The organism is uncultured Porphyromonas sp. (assembly GCF_934359325.1).
Taxonomy (GTDB): domain Bacteria; phylum Bacteroidota; class Bacteroidia; order Bacteroidales; family Porphyromonadaceae; genus Porphyromonas_A.
The window spans coordinates 1-17095 of record NZ_CAKRLH010000015.1 but is presented as its reverse complement, the minus strand read 5'-3'; the positions used below and the strand labels follow the sequence as shown (position 1 = coordinate 17095).

Below are 17095 nucleotides of genomic sequence, written 5' to 3'. Positions count from 1 at the left end.
ATAGAGGTTGATCACCTTATCCTGTATGCTATGTGCTATTTCATCATCTCCCAAGACAGCTCGGGACTCAAACTCCAGGAGCAGCTGACGCTTCTCGAGCTCCTGTTTCTTGCTTTCGTCAGTTGTCGCAGAGTATTCATTGATCGCCATCGCTCTAAGCTGACTAATGGCACTTGACATCACCTCTTTATCAGTGAAAGTACGAGCAAACTCTAATTCCTCCGGCGTCATAGGAGCAAATCTTCTTTATATCAACAGTCTATGCCGAATGTGGCGTGTGGAGTATGGCGAGTACCACAGACCTAAGTGTCAGAGGGAGGCGAGGAGCTCGTTGGTGGGGATGACGGCGAAGTCGTCCCGCTCTACAAGTCCCCGCTCATAGACAGCGGCAGCGAGCGTCACGCCAAGCGTATCCTCCGGCGTGGTGATCTCTCCGTTACTGTCCCCATGATAGACGATGACAAGCGGCTCATCGGGCATCCCTTCCTCCAGTTCCTCCTTAGTGGGGAGGAAGAGCGAGGTCAGAGCGTAGCGCGTCGGCTCCTCGTCACGTGTCTCGAAGAGGATCGCCCGATAGGGCTTCACGGACTTGGTCCCGGGGACGAGGATCGTCTCCATAAAGTCGCTCGTCGGAGCCAGAATGGCGAGGTAGCACTTATCCTTCAGGATCTCACCGAAGTGGCTGCGCTTCACCTCGAGGCGCAGCACCTCCTCCGGAGTGAGGTCGTGCTGACGAATCATCTCCGCCACCTCTTCGGGTAGAGGGGACGCTTTCGGGTCGATCAGCTGCTCAAATTGCGGTCCCTCCTCTCGGATCTGCCTCCAGTACTCCTTCTTCTGATCCCTCATTGGATCCTCGTCCAGCAGCACCTCTCCGAGCAGGATGGCGAAGAATGGGTATTGATCCTCCAGTCCCTCATTGTACGCCTCCTGGGCGATCTCATCACCGACGAAGTCGGCCATCTCCTCCGTGTCGCCCTCATCTATCCCGTAGTAGTCTATGATCACCGGGCTCTCGCTCCGGTCATACCTCTGGCGCTCCTCGTCATTGAAGTGGATCTGAGGAAGGCGCAAAAGGGTCGAGCGCGTCCCCTCAGGCGACGTACTCTGGTAGAGTACCACCTTGTAGGGCTTAGAGAGCCTCGTCGAGGGGAGACTCTCATCGAAACTCGGGAAGAGCAATTGCTCGTAATACTCAGTGAGCTCGCGGAAGTCCACCCGCTTGCGACCGGCCACGATCCTGTCGAGGACCTCGTCCGAGATCTCAAGACAGAGGAGATCAGTCTCCTCGAGCTGATGCCTGTGGAGGGCATCCTTGATTGCGTTACTTAGGTTCATCATAGTCCTGTCCTTGCCATTCCATTATCTGCTAACAAATCTACACAAAATCCCGCCAGACTAAAGAATTATATAGTGGTCGAAGAAGGACATATCCCCTGGATGGATCGTCCGGGAGAGGGCGAGAAAGTCAGCAGCGGTGCGCTACGGGGTGCGCCGCGTCCCTTCCGGCTTACCCCCTGGTCTTTCGCCTTTCGCACCGTCCGACTTGTCTGACTTGTCCGACTTGTCTGACTTGTCCGACTTGTCCGACAAGACAGCACGCCTCAGGTCCCCCTTATCAGAGAATAATCTATTACCGGTATTAGTGATCACTAAACCCGGTAATAGTGATCACTAATACCGGGTTTAGTATTTTCTCTGATCTGATCCGATCCGAGTCCGCTCCCCCCGGGGAACCGCTGTCAGTCGTCCCAGAAGCCGAGGTCGTCGAGCATCTCCTGCTCGTCGCGCTCCAGCTGCTCAAGGTCGTCCGTCTCGGCGTCTGCAGCATCCTCGCGCAGCTCGGGATCGTCGTCATCGAGCCAGTCGGGGACGTACTGCGTCGGATCCATGAATTGCTCGAGATCGCGCCGCTCCTTCTTCGTTGGGCGACCTGTGCCGCGCGCCCGCCCCTGGCGGTACGCCGCCTGCATCGTCTCGAGGATCTCGTACTCGCTCCGTGGGGTGACGTTCTTGAGATACTCGGGTACCAGCTTGGCTCCCACGCGCGCCTTGGGGAGACCCACCACCTCGAAGGTGAAGGTCATCGGCGGCTTCTTCACCTCGATGCGATCCCCCACCCTCACCTTGGAGGCGGGCTTGAGGGAGACGCCGTCGCGGGTGACACGATTGATCTTACATGCCTTGGCGGCTATGGAGCGGGTCTTGAAGACTCGGGTGCCCCAGAGCCAGCGGTCTATACGTAGGTCTTCCATGGGTCAGTTTTTCTCTCTCTTAGTGATGATGGCTCTTCTTGTGCGCCTCGTCCTTGGTGCGGGCGTTGTAGGTATTCATCGTCCGCTCGATGCCCTGTAGGGCAAAGCTACGGATCACCTCAGCGGCGAGGATGGCAAGATTGGGCCACTGAGCCTCCTCCACTTCGTCAAAGGAGCCGAGGACGTAGTCGATCTGCCCTCCCTTAGCGTAGTGGGAGCCTATGCCAAATCGAAGGCGGGCATACTTTGCGCTCCCCAGTGTCGCCTCGATGTGCTTCAGACCGTTGTGTCCACCGGAGCTGCCCTGGGCGCGGATGCGGAATTCGCCAAAGGGGATATTCAGGTCATCGACGACAACGAAGAGGTTCTCCTGCGGGATATTCTCCTTCTTCATCCAGTAGCGAACGGCATCGCCGCTGAGATTGACGTAGGTGGAGGGCTTGAGGAGGATGAGGATCTTATTCTTGACCCTCATCCGGGCGACCATGCCGTAGCGCTTGTCCTCAAAGGCGACACCCCCCTCCTCCGCCAGCGCGCTCAGGACGCGGAAGCCGGCGTTGTGTCGGGTATCACGGTACTCGGGGCCGGGATTGCCGATCCCCACGATCAGGTATTTGCTTGACTCACTCATGACTTGATAGATAATGATCTGCCACCTCCTCCAGCCAGCTGTACCACTCGGCTCCGTAGGCGCGCACGAGCGCGGAGCGAACGAAGCTGTAGATCCGGATCCCCTCCCGTCGTCCTCGCGCCACCGCCGCATCGCAGAGGGGCGACCAGACGTCGTAGTAGAGGATCGTCCGCCCGGCATCGGTCCGCCGGGTACGCACCGGGTAGAGGTGGCAGGAGATCGGCTTGTAGAAGAGCGACTGCCGACCCTCTGTGAAGCACTTCTCGAAGGCACAGCGGCAGCACTCGCCCTCCTCATTGCAGGTAAAGACGCACCGCCCACCATCAACGATCATCGTCGCCCAGGCTCCCGGGGCAGGACTGTAGAGCACACCGTGGTCCGTCATGTAGTCGATGTTCGCGATCGGGATGGTGTCGATCACCTGGGGCAGCGCCTCCACCAGGAGCTCTTTCTCCTCCTCCGCCACGGGAGCACCCTCCACGCCCTCGACACAGCAGGCGCCTCGGCAGGCCTCGAGGTCACACGCGAAGTACTCGGTGATGATCTCCGGGCTGACGAGGATCTCTCCCACCTCGAGGTATTTACTCTTCTTTGCCATAAAAAATAAAGGAGAGCCACCCCACCATACCGGCACGGGTGTCTCTCCTTGGATCATGCTACCCGTCGGCTCCTGCAAGTCAAGTGCGGGAGTGAGGGGGTAAGTAGCTTACTCTGCGGACTCCTCAGCAGCCTCCTCAGCCGGAGCCTCGGGAGCAGCGGGTGCTGCAGCCTCTTCCTCAGCCTCCATCTGGGCAGCCATAGCGGCCATCTCACGGGAGGACTTGATGGTAGCGACGACGGCGTTGCCGGCATTGAGCAGCTCGAGGTTGTCGAAGCTCAGGTTACGCACCTGGATTGGCTCGTCGACACCCATATTGGTGATGTCGATGTGGAGGCGATCGGGGATATTGGTATAGAGACCCTTGACCTTGAGGTAGCGCATACGAGTGATCAGCGTACCACCGGCACGGACACCCTTAGCGAATCCATCGAGGACGATGGGCATATTGACTACGATAGGCTTATCCTCAGAGATCTGGAGGAGGTCAATGTGCAGCACCTCGTCGGTGACGGGGTGGAACTGCAGGTCCTGCACGATGCACATCACCTTGTCGCCGCCCTCTATGGAGAGCTCTACCGTGTGCACGTCGGGGGAGTAGATCAGGTTGCGCACCTCCTTCTTGGACACGAGGAGGCTCTGATTCTTCTCACCACCATAGATCTCTACGGGGATCAGACCCTGGCGACGCTGATCGCGGGTCGCCTTCTTGCCCACCTCCTTGCGGACGGTGGCACTGAGACTGTACGTCTTCATACTTGCTTATTAGTTGTGTTACTCAAAATTAGCTCTTCCTAATTTCCCATCACACCTTGATAGGCCTTTTCTATAAGAAAAGCATGCAAAGATACTGATTTCCTCTCACATAGCGATACAAAAAGCGAGGCAAGGGTCGACGGGTCGGGGGAGAGTGCGTGGCAGGGAATAAAAAAAGCTCAGGCTGAAGGGCGGTGAAGCCGATCAGCCTGAGCTTAGATTATTAGATGGTGACGGCGACTAAGCCATCAGGGTGCGGGGATTACATCCACTTACCGGGCTCGTCCTCGACCTTCTTCTCCACATCAGAGGGAGCCTCTGCTACATCCTCCTCGGGACGTGAGAAGTCCATAGCGAGGTATCTCTGGTACTTGGTGTAGCGGTACTTGGCATCCTCGAGAGCAGCACCGTAGAGCGCCTCGGCGTCCTCGGGGAAGAGCTTGTCGAGAGAGCGGTAGCGCACCTCACCCATGATGAAGTCGTGGAAGAGGTCCCACTTCGGCTCCTTGGAGTCGAACTGGAAGGGGTTCTTGCCCTGCTCCTCCAGGCGGGGATCGTAGCGCCAGAGCTGCCAGTAGCCACACTCGACGGCACGCTTCTCCTCCTCCTGGGTCTTACCCATACCGGCACGGAGTCCGTGATTGATACAGGGGCAGTAGGCGATGATCAGTGAGGGACCATCAAACTCCTCAGCCTCGCGGATCGCCTTGAGCGCCTGAGCCTGATTGGCCCCCATGGCGATCTGGGCGACGTAGACGTAGCCGTAGCCAGCAGCCATCATACCGAGGTCCTTCTTGCGGAAGCGGCGACCATTGGCAGAGAACTGTGCCACAGCGGCACGCGGGGTAGACTTAGAGCTCTGACCACCGGTATTGGAGTAAACCTCCGTATCGATGACGAGGACATTGACGTCCGGTGCCTGTGCCAGCACGTGGTCGAGACCACCGTAGCCGATATCGTAAGCCCAGCCGTCACCACCGATGATCCAGTGAGACTTCTTGGTGATGTAGTGACGGAGATCGTCGATGAGACGACCACCCTCGGTAGCATCATTCTCTACCAGAGCACGGATCTCATCGGAGAGCTCACGGCAAGCCTTGGCATCGTCGTACTTCTCGATCCACTCCTTGAGGAGCTCCTTAGTCTTCTCCTGACCAATCTCGATCTTGCCATCAACGACATCCTGCGCGATGGTGAGGAGGCGCTCGCGGAGCTTCTTATTGGCGAGGTACATACCGTAGCCATACTCTGCGTTGTCCTCAAAGAGGGAGTTGGCCCATGCGGGACCGTGACCCTTCTCATTGGTCGTGTAAGGTGTCTCGGGGGCAGATGCGGAGTAGATAGAGGAGCAGCCGGTGGTATTGGCCACTACCTGACGATCACCATAGAGCTGAGAGATCAGCTTGACGTACGGTGTCTCACCGCAGCCTGCGCAAGCTCCGGAGAACTCGAAGAGAGGCTGAGCGAACTGAGAATTCTTCACGCTCTTGCTTACCTCGACGAGGTGTGCCTTATTGGTCACCTCCTGAGCGGAGTAGAGCCACAGCGGATCCTGATCCTCCTGAGTGTGGAGAGGCTCCATGGTGAGTGCCTTCTCGCCCTTCTTACCGGGGCAGACATCAGCACAGTTACCGCAGCCGAGACAGTCGAGGACGTCGACCTGGATGCGGAAGCCCATGCCCTTGAACTCCTTACCGATGGCAGGCTTGGTCACGTAGCCCTCGGGAGCATTCTCCATCTCCTTCTCATCGAGGATGAAAGGACGGATGGTAGCGTGAGGACAGACGTAGGCACACTGGTTACACTGGATACAATTCTCCTCGTGCCACATCGGGACATTGACAGCGACACCGGGGCGCATCACGCGCGTAGTGCCGGGCTGCCAGGTACCGTCCTCGAGGCCGGTGAAGACACTCACAGGCAGGTCATCACCCTCCTGAGCGTGCATCTTCTTGACGATAGCGGAGACGAAGGGAGTATCGTACTCGTACTCCTGCTCAGCATCATCGGGGCAGTCGGCCCACTCAGCGGGCACGGGTACCTCGATGACGTCAGCACCGGCATCGACAGCCTGATAGTTCATGTTGACGATCTTCTCGCCCTTGTGTCCGTAGCTCTTGACGATGAATTTCTTCATCTGCTCGACGGCGAGGTCGTAGGGGATGACGTTGGCGATCTTGAAGAAAGCGGACTGGAGGATCGTATTGGTACGGTTGCCGAGACCGATCTCAGAGGCGATCTTAGTCGCGTTGATGATGTAGAGGTGGCAGCCGTTCTGTGCGAGGTATCTCTTGAGACGACCGGGGAGGTTCTCACCCAGATCCTCAGGCTCCCAGATGGAGTTGAGGAGGAGTGAGCCACCCTTGCGGAGACCCTTCGTGATATTGAAGCGGTGCAGGTATGCCGGCTCGTGGCAGGCTACGAAGTGCGGGTGATTGACGTAGTAAGTGGAGCGGATGGGGCTGTCACCGAAACGGAGGTGAGAGCAGGTGAAGCCTCCGGACTTACGAGAGTCGTACTCGAAGTAAGCCTGGCAATACTTGCTGGTATTCTCACCGATGATCTTGACAGAGTTCTTATTCGCACCCACGGTACCGTCAGAACCACGACCGTAGAACTTTGCCTCAAAGGCATCCGTAGCCACGTCGAAGTGGTCTGTGAGGGGAAGTGAGGAGAAGGTGACATCGTCCACGATACCGATGGTGAAGTGATCCTTCGGCATCTTCATGCGGAGGTTCTCAAAGACAGCGGCAAACTGCTCCGGGGTCACGTCCTTAGAGGAGAGACCATAGCGGCCACCGACAACAGTCGGGTGCTCCTCCATACCGTAGAGAGCGTTCTTCACGTCGAGGTAAAGGGGCTCACCGGCGCTACCGGGCTCCTTAGTGCGGTCGAGGACAGCGACGTGCTTCACGGTCTTGGGCATCGCCTCGAGGAAGTGCTCCACGCTGAAGGGACGGAAGAGGTGGACCTTGATCATACCGACCTTGCGGCCCTCGGCATTGAGCTTGTCGATCACCTCCTCGGCGGTCTCACAGGCAGAGCCCATGCAGATCACGATGTCCTCAGCATCCTCTGCGCCGTAGTAGTCGAAGAGGTGGTAGTGACGGCCGGTGATCTTGCCCAGCTCGTCCATGTAGTGCTGTACGGTCTCGGGGACAGCGTTGTAGAAGGGGTTGGATGCCTCACGCTCCTGGAAGTAGATATCCCCATTCTGCGCCGTACCACGGGTCACGGGCGCATCGGGGGTGAGAGCGCGATGACGGAACTCCTTGATCGCCTCAAGGTCAACGAGGGGACGGAGATCCTCCATGTCGATCTCCTCGATCTTCTGGATCTCGTGAGAGGTACGGAAGCCGTCGAAGAAGTGGAGGAAGGGCACACGTCCGTGGATCGCAGAGAGGTGCGCCACAGCGGCCATATCCTGAGCCTCCTGTACAGAGTTGCTGCAGAGCATAGCGAAGCCGGTGGCACGGCAAGCCATCACGTCCTGGTGATCACCAAAGATCGAGAGGGCATGGCCGGCGATGGCACGTGCAGCGATGTGGAAGACACCGGGGAGGAGCTCGCCGGAGATCTTGTACATATTCGGGATCATCAGGAGGAGACCCTGAGACGCAGTAAAGGTGGTCGTCAGCGCACCAGCCTGCAGAGAACCGTGGACGGTACCGGCGGCACCGGCCTCACTCTGCATCTCCTGGACACGGACGGTGTCGCCGAAGAGGTTTTTACGCCCATTGGCTGCCCACTTGTCCACAACCTCTGCCATCGTAGAGGAGGGAGTGATGGGGTAGATGGCGGCCAGCTCCGAGAACATATACGCGATATGCGACGTAGCTGTGTTACCATCACAGGTCATGAATTTCTTTTCTTTACTCATATATAAGTGTACTAAAGCGTGAAGTAATTTATTTCTTCTTTTTCGTAAAGGTCAGTATAGGAAGCCGAAGAGCCAGATCGGCAAGCAGTTGTCATGCCCCACCAGCAGGTTGCTAAAGGTGTAGGTCACCTCGCTCCTGAAGCGGCTCGTCTTGCCATCGACGCAGGCGAAAAGGTGTTCTCCGTCGACGAGGAAATCCGCACCGGGCTTCTCGGGGACGTTGACCCGATAGCCGGCGTTCTCAAACTGTGAGAGTAGGAAGGTCTTGAGCCGCATACAGGTCGTCTGTCGATGGGGATACATCACCCCGGCGATATTGGTGTCGTTGGGGAAGATCTGATCGGGCTTCTTAGGGTACTCGTTGCCCTCCTTATAGACCGTGCGGATCAGCTCCGCATCGTCGAGATACTTGAGGTAATTGGCTATGGTAGCGCGGCTGGCTCCGATACTGCGTGCAAATCGGGTCACGTTGGCCGTAGGCTTATCCTGCGTGCAGATCTGGAAGAGTAGCTCCCGCATCTTGGGCAGGTAGCTAATGTCCACCTGATGGACGTAGACCACGTCCACCTCCAGCATCATATTGATATTCTTCGTCAGATGTGCGGAGGAGAAGGGATTGTCCTCCACAGGCGGGTAGTAGCCCTCGGTGAGGTAAAGCTCGAAGTCCTCCTTCGGCTTCACCTGATTCATCACCTCGGCGGCGATCTCCTCATGCCGCTCCATCAGCTCCCGTAGCGAGTAAGCCTTCAGGTGGAGACCGTACTTGATATTGAGGTACTGGCGGAAGGAGAAGCCCTGGAGATTGATGATCCGCACCCTACCCCTCAGCTCCGGACCCATCTCCTCCTCCGTCACTACACTGGAGGTGCTGAAGATCACCCGCAGACCGGGCAGATCCATATAGATCCGGTAGAGGTCATCGCGCCACCTGGTGTACTTGTAGATCTGATCCACCAGGAGGATCCTGCCCCCCTCGTCCTGATAAAACTTCCGGGCAAAGTCGTAGAGCGAGTGACCGGTGAAGTAGAGGTAATTCATCGTCACGTACTGGATCTGCTCGGGACGGGCGGTGATGTTACGGACCGCATAGGTGAGCAAGAAGATCGTCTTGCCAATGCCGCGCGCTCCGCGCACAGCCACGAGACGATCCGACGACGTGATGCTGCCGATCAGGGACTTACGATCGCTCTCCTGATGGGCAGTCAGCATCCGGTTGTATATCTTCCTAAAGCTCTGCATGCTAAAAGTGTCGTGACGGGCACCCCGATTAAGTAGGGTCAGTCCTCTCGAAGTCGTCCGGTCATGACGATCCCTTCGATGGTTCAAAAGTAGGAAGAAAAATCCTAATTCGCAAACCTTGCATTACAATTTCAGACAACAAGGTTACCCGATTGCACAGAGGACCTAACATAATCCGCAATTACCCGTCGGCTCCTCCCGCCAGACGCCATCGGCGGAGCGGACGAGGTGAACCACCTCCCCATAGGCGATCTTGCGGGCAAAGGACTCGTCGATCGTGTATCCGAGGAGACGGACGAGGAAGATCCGGATCACCCCGGCATGCGTCACCAGCACCGGTGGGCGGTCGTAGTCCGGCAGGTAGTCGATGAAGTCCTGCACCCGCCTCGTCATCCCGGGGTACGACTCGCCGGCAGGCGGGGCGGTATGCTTGTAGTCGGCAAACCACGCCTCGCTCTCCTTCCGCTCATAGACCGACTGCCAGGGGATCAGCTCCCACTTGCCAAATGCCAGCTCCGTGAGCCGGGCATCGATGGTGATCGTGTCGGCAAGCTCCTTTGCCAAGAGTCGGCAGCGCAGGAGAGGACTGCTATATACACGCCCATAGCCGGTTCCCTCAAGGGTAGTGACGACCCTCGATGCCTCCTCCGGAAAGGTCTCAGCCACCGAGACATCGGCTCTGCCGTAGCAGATACCACTCGGTGCGCTGGTATGCGTGTGGCGGACGAGATAGAGCTCCATCACACCAGCCGCTCCACGGCGAGGAGGGCGACGAGACAGCCCATCTCGCACATCTGCTCCAGCGCCCCCAGCACGTCCCCCGTGTAGCCGCCGATACGCACCTTGCTGAGTCGGTGGACGAAGAGGAAGAGCAGGACGTAGATCGCCACCACCGCGAGCGCCTGCATCCACCCAAGTGTCAGCAGAGCGACGAGACCAGTGACCACACCGACCACGATCGAGCCATCGGAAGTGACGTAAGACTCTCGACTGAGCTTACTATTCTCCCGCCGGGCATAGACGGAGAAGTGCATCATCAGTAGCGGCACCGACCGTGCACTGCAGCACATCACGATCATTGCAGGCATCGGGGAGGCGAGTGCAGAGAGGCAGCAGACCTTCAGCAACAGCTGCATCACTGTGCCGATCATGCCGAAGGCTCCGGCGTGGCTATCCTTCATGATCTCCAGCACCCGCTCACGGGTCGTCCCGCCGCCGAAGCCATCTAAGAAGTCAGAGAAACCGTCCTCGTGGAAGGCTCCCGTCACTACGATCATCGTGGAGAGCGCCAGTACGGATAAGACTGACGGCGGCAGATGGAGGAGGAAAAAGGAGAGCGCATAGACCGCCGCCCCACACCCACCTATGAGAGCCCCCACGAGCGGCATGTAGCGAGCCGCCTCGTGCGCCGTCTCCGCATCGAAGTGCACATCTCCTGCCGGCAGACGGGTGTAGCACATCACCGCCGCCTTCAGGAGATTCCATTCACTCTTCAGACTCATGGCGGTAGATACTGTCGGGATTATCCTCGTAGCAATTCTCCAGCTGTCGATCGTCGAAGGAGGCCATCTCATTGAGGAAAGCAATCGCCGACCGAACGATCGGATAGGCAACCACCGCACCGGTACCCTCGCCGAGACGCATGCCGAGCCGGAGGATCGGCTCCCCGCCGAGGTAGTCCAGTAGTAACCTATGCCCACCCTCATCAGAGACATGACCGTAGAGGACGCAATCTTTTGTCCCTGGCGCAAGTGCCTCAGCAGCGACGACTGCCGCCGTAGCGATGAAGCCGTCACAGAGGATCACCATCCGCAGCCGAGCTGCCTCGATCATCCCGCCGACCATCATCGCTATCTCGTACCCCCCGTAGGTGGCGAGGATCTCGAGGGGCGTCTCCGGATGATGGACCTCCACGGCACGCTTCAGCGTCTGGTACTTATGCTCCAGGTGTGCATCATCCAGTCCCGTCCCACGTCCCACGAGACGGTCTAGGGGGATCCCGGAGTAGAGGTGCGCCAGCACAGCGGAGGAGGAGGTGTTGCCGATCCCCATCTCGCCGAAGCCGATGACATTACAGTCCTTATAGTACTCCTCCCGCACGCAGGCGGCCCCGGTCTCGAGTGCCTTCCGACACTCCTCGATCGTCATCGCCGGCTCGTGGAGGAAGTTTCGCGTCCCATACCCCACCTTCCGTGGCTCCACGCCATACTCCTCGGGGAAGTCCCGATCCACGCCGGCATCGATGACGCGGAGGTGGAAGTGGTACTGCCGGCAAAAGACGGTGATCGCCGCATTTCCTCTCTGGAAGGTGCAGCCACACCTGTAGGTAAAGTCTTTGGGCGACAGGCTCACCCCCTCATCCGCTATCCCGTGATCGCCACAGAAGAGGAGGAGTGCCGGGCGCCGCAGCTCCGGCGTGAGGGTGTCCTGGATCAGGCAGACCTGGCGAGCTATCGTCTCGAGCTGACCGAGCGAACCGATGATCTTCGATCGGGTGTCGATCTTGTGCTGTACTTCTTCTACTGTTACCATAATTTATTTGAGCCTCATGGCTATGCCAGAAACCATAAAGAAAGCCTCATCGGCTGATGCGGCTATGTGCTGATTGACCCACCCCTGGAGGTCGACAAAGTGGCGCGCACCCTCCGACGAAGCGTGGAGCCCCATGCCGAGCTCATTGGAGACGACGATGAGCGTCATGTCCCGGGCGACGAAGCGATCCCACTCTGTTGTGGCTGCCCTCAGGGTCTCGTCCATGTCGTAGCCATGCTCGTCGTAGAGGTTGGTGAGCCAGAGGGTGACGCAGTCCATCAGCACCACCTGCCCGGTGAGGTCGTGGTCGCTCAGGCGGAGAGGCTCCTCCACCGTCGTCCACTGCTCCCCGCGGTCTCGCCGATGACGCTCCACCCGCCGTGCAAAGTCCTCGTCCATGATCCGAGCCGTGGCGAGGTAGATCGGATGGTCAGAGAGTGACTCCGCCAGCGTCTGCGCATAGTGACTCTTACCGGAGCGAGCTCCTCCGGTGATATAGATGATCCTACGCTGCATGGGGTCAGAGGAAGTTCTGGAGAGCGAGGAGGATGAGGAGAAGCGCCATCAGCCCGGTGATGAGCCAGAATTGCTTTGAGGCGCTCCTATTCTTCCGACTCTTACCCAGGGTATAGACGCTGTCGGTCTGATCCGCAAGGGGCAAATATCCCGCCTCACGGAGAATCCGAAGAGCTCTCTCCTCCTCCATCGCCGAGACCATGAGCGAGACGCCGCCTGTCAAGCCCTGCACCCGCCCGAAGACCTGCGTCCCCGTCTCTCCGGAGACGGTCACCATAATATTCTCCGACTGGAGGAGCGTCTCCGCCAGTCGCACTTCCTCGAGGTTGAGGGAGTTGAAGACCTCCACAAAAGCCTCCTCCCTATTCTTCTTTTCCATAATAGTCACTCAGTCGCTTCGCACGGAGACTATCTCCATACTCTACACAAAGATCGCTTTTTTCTCCCGCCGGGGCAAGTCTCATCGGTCGAGCAAAAAAGCACCACCCACGCCAAGGAAAAACCACTGCACCCCACGTAAGTCACCGCTGCTCCATGAAGAGATCCTCCCGCAGCTGCTCCAGCCGCTTGCGGGCATAGAGGACCCTCGGGGAGGGCTTTCGTCCGGGATCACTCCGCAGCTCAAGGTAGGTCTCCAGAGCCTTCATCTCGGCAGCGGTATCTCCCAGCTCCCTGTAGGTCAGAGCCTGCCTGTATGGGATGTCCGGCAGGTCGGGGGCGAGGCGGCCGAGATCTCTGAGGTGGCGGAGCGAGGAGCGGTAAGCCCCACGGAGGAAGTCCGTCTCTGCCATTAGGTCGTGGTAGCTCTTGAGTACCTGGATCCGCAGCGGGGTCCGCTCCATAAGGGAGTCCACCTTGGCGAGGTAGAGTGCTGCATCCGCGGGTTTCTTCTGCTCTATATAGACGCCTGCGAGGTCAATCATCGGGAAGGGATTGGCCTCCTCGGAGATCTTTATTGCCTCCTCCAGCACCGGGATCGCCTGCTCGAGGGAGTCCTGCTGCATGAGCGACTGACCGTGGTAGTAGACCGTATTCATACTCCTATCACCGGCATGGTAGAGGATGTCGAAGTCAGCATAAGCATCCCGGTAATAGCCTGCGGCGTAATTCACTGCTGCACGACGCTGTCTTACGGGGCGATTGTCGGGATACTCGTAGAGGAAGCTATTCATCATCGTCAGACCGAGGAAGCCCACCCCCTTCTCCTCATAGAGGTCGGAGAGGCGGAGGACATTGACGATATTATACGGGGAGAGCTGCTTGATCTCCTCACGGACAGTGATGGCGGAGTCCGGCTGCTGCATGCTCTCATAGATCCCCGCCAGCAGTTGTTTGTCAATCACGGAGCCCTCATCCTTCGCCAGCGGCAGGACCAGTGCCTTTGCCTCCTCGTATCGGGCAAAGGAGGTAAGGACGCGCGTCTGCTGCCGGAGCATCACGGGGCTCTTGAGGCTGTCGGGGTAGCTCTCCAGCAGCTCCAGCGCGCGGTAGTACAGCCCCTCATCGATCAGCCACTGCACCTCCGACTCGGTTACGTCATCCTGGGCGACCAGACCGAGGGGAGAGAGCAGCAGACCGAGGAGCAAGGCAAGACGATATCTGCTCATCTCTCGATCGGATTATAGGGCAGGTCCAGCATCGGAGCTCCCCCAAACTTAGCAGACACGCCGAGCGCCTTCATCGTCGCCTCAGTATTGGCATACAGTGAGCGGACCAGCTTCTGCAGCTGCTCCTTGGTGGTCTCCTTCTGATCCCACTTCCACTCAAGCATTTTCGACTCTCCATTCATACGAAATCCGATGCAGGTGTAGTGGTAGTCGTCCTCCGCATCGTACAGCTCCAGGATCAGACCGGGGAGTCCTCCCAGCTTGTAGGGACCGTAGGGATAGGGCAGGTCCGGAGCAAACCATGCCGTCCAGTGCCGTCCGCCGAAGTCGCACACAGCCACCTGGCACTCCTTCCCGGCGATCTCTCGCCTCTCCGTCCCCAGCTGCCAGTCGAGGCGGGGACGCTTCTCAGTATAGCGCATCACCGGTGCCCTCAATGGGAGGCGGTAGTCGACTGTGACCTCATCAGCAGAGGGCAGACCGGTGTATACGACGATGGGGAGGACGTGCTCATTCGTATTCAGGATCCCTCCTCCTTCCTCACTCTTGAGATCCAGGTCGCACATGATCCGCGAGTACTGCTTGCTCATCTTCTTCCCTATCTCAAGCCACACCTCATCGGTCACAAGGGTCGCGGTGTCTGAGGGGTCAAAGTGGTAGGTCATCCTGTACACTGCCGTCAGCTGCACCCTGTCGATGCTGTCACCATCCGTGACAGGGCGGCAAAAGGTGGCGGCAATCTGTCCCGATGCCGGCAGGGCAATGCCTAAGGCGAGGGCAAGGGGTGCTAAGAGGGTAAGTAGTGGTTTCATGATCGTGAAGGTCTATGTAATAGTGGTAAATAAAGGCTCAGAAAGTGAAGCGAGTCCGCACCATAATGGTACGGGGTCGCAGTGGGTAGCGTGAGATCAACTGACCGAAGTCGGTGTAGGTAATGGCGGAGTAGTCTGTCGCTCCGAGGAGGTTTTGTCCCACGAGAGCAATGCGCCACTTCTCCGATGGGAGGTAGGCAAGCTCTCCCCCGAGGAGCAGGCTCTCGCCCCGTCCGGAGTCGTGGCGGAGGAGAGAGTGCTGCCCATCCGCACTGAGATAGAGACCGGGGACGATGGTCCAGCCGACCTTCAGCTGCTGACGGAGGCGGAGGGATCTAAAGGCTGAGGACTCCCCATAGTCGGTCTGAGAGAGCTGTGGGCTGACTCCATACTCCAGCGTTAGACCCTTAGCCGGCGCTATGCTTACACGGAGGTTCGCCTGCAGCAACCGGCTATCGTAGGGCATCCGCTCGCCGCGGCTCATCACCTCCGTGCTCATCCGGTCCAGCGACAGGTCGAGGATGGCAGCAAGACTCTTCCACCCAAAGCCCTTGGAGATCTGCAGGTCTGCACCCAGGTCACTCCACCGGTGAGGAGCAAGGCAGGGGCGGATAAGGGTAGCCTGGTCGGTCACCCGCACATCATCGAGGTAGTCAGACCATACCGTCGCCTGCCTTCCCCTCACAAAGATCGAGAGCAGGCGGAAGACATCCGAGTAGGTGACCCGCATATGAGAGGAGAGCGTATGATCTACATAGGGAGACACCTCCTTGGTATCTCGGATCGTGCGGTAGTCCATATACAGCGTGCCGGGGAAGAGGTACTCCGATCTCGAGGGACGATGGCTGTAGGTCGATCCTCCGTCTATGGTCCACTGATAGTTAGGCTTCCACTCCATATACCCCGAGGGGAGGACAAACCAGCGTCCCGACCCTCTCTGCCCAAGGTAGCCTGCCGGCAGAGAGAGGCGTGCGAAGAGCTTCCGCCCCTTGTACTCCAGTCGCTGACCTAAGCTGATCTCCGTCGTAGGGAGGTCGAGTAGGAGAGGCACACGGAACCTGTCCAGCCTATAGTCGATGGAAAGCTCTGGACTATATCGCCAGTGGTCTGCGGGCTTGATGTCTATGAGAGCGAAGCCGAGATACCCGCTCAGCTGCTGTCTCTCCAGTCTCTGAGTAATAGGCTCGACAGCTGAGGGGATCGCCTCATACTTGTCCTGAGACTGACGATACCCAAGGTCAAGCCGTAGCTCGTAGGGCAGCCGCACCTGTGGTCGAACGAGGCGGAGGCGATTGCTGACGGCACCGACTCTAAAGCGTGACAGCCGTTCCGTAGTCTGCTCGTCAGCTGCCACGATGCTGCCAGGCTCATGCAGATCCATGAGCGAGAGCTCCAGATGATCACTCAGATATCGGGAGCGCTTATTGAGCTCATAGTCACCCTCGAGCTTCGCCTCGTGACGTCGCTCCCTCAGCTGCGTTATCTCGGATAGAACGAGCGGAGGATCGACATACGAGGTTACCCGATCGCTCCGCTTGCGGAGGAGGTTGTAGGTATAGTGAGATCGGATCTTCAGCTCCACACTGTCCCGAGGGATGATAGCACTGCTCTGCGAGAGGTAGGCTGTAGTATTATCCAGATAGCTCTCCTCCGGGAGATCGCCGGGAGGGGAGTAGGTGCCGGATACTATGGGATATACCACATCAGACTGCCGCGCACCGAGGATGAGAGGATCCGCATCCGGGTGCCCGGTATTGTCAAAATATCCGAGGAGCAGGTGCTGACGCTTCTTGGTGAAGTGGTGAGCCGTCAGCTTGTCCTGACTGCGGAGCCCTTTACCATAACCGCCGGCAAGGTCGACGGCAGTGCTCCAGACACCCTTGGCGTGACCGGATAGCTTGAGATTGACTGCCACCTCCTCTGAGTGCTGCTTGTCCTGCAGCGCACGGATCTTCTCGAAGGACTGAAGGATCTCGATGGCAGAGATATCCCTTGGGGTCACATTCTCCGTGATCAGACCATATCCTCCCTGCGTCAGATCCACGCCCTCGATCATTACCGTGGTGATCGACTTGCCGAGATACTCCAGCATACCACCTTTCTTTACTCTCATCCCGGGTACTCTGGCGAGGACATCCGCAATCACCTCATCGTGATCTCCGGTAAGCTTAGAGACCACATAGCTGAGCGTATCACCCTGACGGTAGACCGTGGGGGCGGTCACCAGCACCTCCCGGAGATCTGTGGCACTAGCCCGGAGACGAAAGTC

General features: G+C 58.4%; 15 protein-coding genes. All 15 read right to left on the bottom strand.

The genetic code is table 11. The annotated features are described in order from the left end of the window. Nucleotides 1–309 precede the first annotated feature (309 nt). Nucleotides 310–1338 (bottom strand): hypothetical protein, encoded by a 1029-nt coding sequence (locus Q0F21_RS01500; RefSeq protein ID WP_297236717.1) that lies wholly within the window; start codon nucleotides 1336–1338, stop codon nucleotides 310–312. Nucleotides 1339–1742: 404 nt separating this feature from the next. Further along, complete coding sequence (locus Q0F21_RS01495; RefSeq protein WP_297236715.1) at nucleotides 1743–2255, bottom strand: S4 domain-containing protein; 513 nt, start codon at nucleotides 2253–2255, stop codon at nucleotides 1743–1745. A 19-nt stretch (nucleotides 2256–2274) separates the two neighbouring features. Further along, a complete protein-coding gene (pth, locus tag Q0F21_RS01490) occupies nucleotides 2275–2886 on the bottom strand; it encodes an aminoacyl-tRNA hydrolase (protein ID WP_297236713.1) in 612 nt (203 codons plus the stop codon). After that, a complete protein-coding gene (locus tag Q0F21_RS01485; RefSeq protein WP_297236711.1) occupies nucleotides 2879–3484 on the bottom strand; it encodes a DUF3109 family protein in 606 nt (201 codons plus the stop codon). The genes pth and Q0F21_RS01485 overlap by 8 nt, the downstream gene beginning before the upstream one ends. A gap of 108 nt (nucleotides 3485–3592) precedes the next feature. Continuing rightward, the gene (locus Q0F21_RS01480; RefSeq protein ID WP_297236709.1) at nucleotides 3593–4240 is read right to left on the bottom strand and encodes a 50S ribosomal protein L25; all 648 of its coding nucleotides are present in this window, start codon (nucleotides 4238–4240) and stop codon (nucleotides 3593–3595) included. Between the two features lie 262 nt (nucleotides 4241–4502). Continuing rightward, nucleotides 4503–8120, bottom strand: coding sequence for a pyruvate:ferredoxin (flavodoxin) oxidoreductase (gene nifJ / locus Q0F21_RS01475; protein WP_297236707.1), 3618 nt, complete (start codon nucleotides 8118–8120; stop codon nucleotides 4503–4505). Nucleotides 8121–8171: 51 nt separating this feature from the next. Next, on the bottom strand, nucleotides 8172–9329 hold the full coding sequence (locus tag Q0F21_RS01470; protein ID WP_297236705.1) for an AAA family ATPase: 1158 nt from the start codon (nucleotides 9327–9329) through the stop codon (nucleotides 8172–8174). Between the two features lie 195 nt (nucleotides 9330–9524). Continuing rightward, on the bottom strand, nucleotides 9525–10100 hold the full coding sequence (gene cobC / locus Q0F21_RS01465) for an alpha-ribazole phosphatase family protein (protein WP_297236719.1): 576 nt from the start codon (nucleotides 10098–10100) through the stop codon (nucleotides 9525–9527). Further along, nucleotides 10100–10861, bottom strand: coding sequence for an adenosylcobinamide-GDP ribazoletransferase (locus Q0F21_RS01460; RefSeq protein WP_297236703.1), 762 nt, complete (start codon nucleotides 10859–10861; stop codon nucleotides 10100–10102). Before Q0F21_RS01460 ends, cobC begins: the two co-directional genes overlap by 1 nt. Then, nucleotides 10845–11891 carry a nicotinate-nucleotide--dimethylbenzimidazole phosphoribosyltransferase gene (gene cobT, locus Q0F21_RS01455; RefSeq protein ID WP_297236701.1) on the bottom strand — a complete coding sequence of 349 codons (1047 nt, stop codon included), beginning with the start codon at nucleotides 11889–11891 and terminating at the stop codon, nucleotides 10845–10847. Before cobT ends, Q0F21_RS01460 begins: the two co-directional genes overlap by 17 nt. Nucleotides 11892–11894: 3 nt before the next feature. Next, nucleotides 11895–12407: a bifunctional adenosylcobinamide kinase/adenosylcobinamide-phosphate guanylyltransferase gene (locus Q0F21_RS01450; RefSeq protein ID WP_297236700.1), complete on the bottom strand. Its 513-nt coding sequence runs from the start codon at nucleotides 12405–12407 to the stop codon at nucleotides 11895–11897. A gap of 4 nt (nucleotides 12408–12411) precedes the next feature. After that, complete coding sequence (locus tag Q0F21_RS01445) at nucleotides 12412–12786, bottom strand: DUF2007 domain-containing protein (protein ID WP_297236698.1); 375 nt, start codon at nucleotides 12784–12786, stop codon at nucleotides 12412–12414. Between the two features lie 142 nt (nucleotides 12787–12928). Beyond that, complete coding sequence (locus tag Q0F21_RS01440) at nucleotides 12929–14014, bottom strand: hypothetical protein (protein ID WP_297236696.1); 1086 nt, start codon at nucleotides 14012–14014, stop codon at nucleotides 12929–12931. Then, nucleotides 14011–14826: a GLPGLI family protein gene (locus tag Q0F21_RS01435; RefSeq protein ID WP_297236694.1), complete on the bottom strand. Its 816-nt coding sequence runs from the start codon at nucleotides 14824–14826 to the stop codon at nucleotides 14011–14013. The genes Q0F21_RS01440 and Q0F21_RS01435 overlap by 4 nt, the downstream gene beginning before the upstream one ends. A gap of 37 nt (nucleotides 14827–14863) precedes the next feature. Then, nucleotides 14864–17095: hypothetical protein (locus Q0F21_RS01430; protein ID WP_297236692.1), on the bottom strand; the 2232-nt coding region annotated here is incomplete at its 5' end.

Bases quoted from the DNA above. Each gene is read 5' to 3' on its own strand.
- cobT (WP_297236701.1), bottom strand. From the start codon at position 11,891: ATGGTAACAGTAGAAGAAGTACAGCACAAGATCGACACCCGATCGAAG.
- Q0F21_RS01495 (WP_297236715.1), bottom strand. From the start codon at position 2,255: ATGGAAGACCTACGTATAGACCGCTGGCTCTGGGGCACCCGAGTCTTC.
- cobC (WP_297236719.1), bottom strand. From the start codon at position 10,100: ATGGAGCTCTATCTCGTCCGCCACACGCATACCAGCGCACCGAGTGGT.
- pth (WP_297236713.1), bottom strand. From the start codon at position 2,886: ATGAGTGAGTCAAGCAAATACCTGATCGTGGGGATCGGCAATCCCGGC.
- Q0F21_RS01445 (WP_297236698.1), bottom strand. From the start codon at position 12,786: ATGGAAAAGAAGAATAGGGAGGAGGCTTTTGTGGAGGTCTTCAACTCC.
- Q0F21_RS01500 (WP_297236717.1), bottom strand. From the start codon at position 1,338: ATGAACCTAAGTAACGCAATCAAGGATGCCCTCCACAGGCATCAGCTC.
- Q0F21_RS01485 (WP_297236711.1), bottom strand. From the start codon at position 3,484: ATGGCAAAGAAGAGTAAATACCTCGAGGTGGGAGAGATCCTCGTCAGC.
- Q0F21_RS01460 (WP_297236703.1), bottom strand. From the start codon at position 10,861: ATGAGTCTGAAGAGTGAATGGAATCTCCTGAAGGCGGCGGTGATGTGC.
- Q0F21_RS01440 (WP_297236696.1), bottom strand. From the start codon at position 14,014: ATGAGCAGATATCGTCTTGCCTTGCTCCTCGGTCTGCTGCTCTCTCCC.
- nifJ (WP_297236707.1), bottom strand. From the start codon at position 8,120: ATGAGTAAAGAAAAGAAATTCATGACCTGTGATGGTAACACAGCTACG.
- Q0F21_RS01450 (WP_297236700.1), bottom strand. From the start codon at position 12,407: ATGCAGCGTAGGATCATCTATATCACCGGAGGAGCTCGCTCCGGTAAG.
- Q0F21_RS01470 (WP_297236705.1), bottom strand. From the start codon at position 9,329: ATGCTGACTGCCCATCAGGAGAGCGATCGTAAGTCCCTGATCGGCAGC.
- Q0F21_RS01435 (WP_297236694.1), bottom strand. From the start codon at position 14,826: ATGAAACCACTACTTACCCTCTTAGCACCCCTTGCCCTCGCCTTAGGC.
- Q0F21_RS01480 (WP_297236709.1), bottom strand. From the start codon at position 4,240: ATGAAGACGTACAGTCTCAGTGCCACCGTCCGCAAGGAGGTGGGCAAG.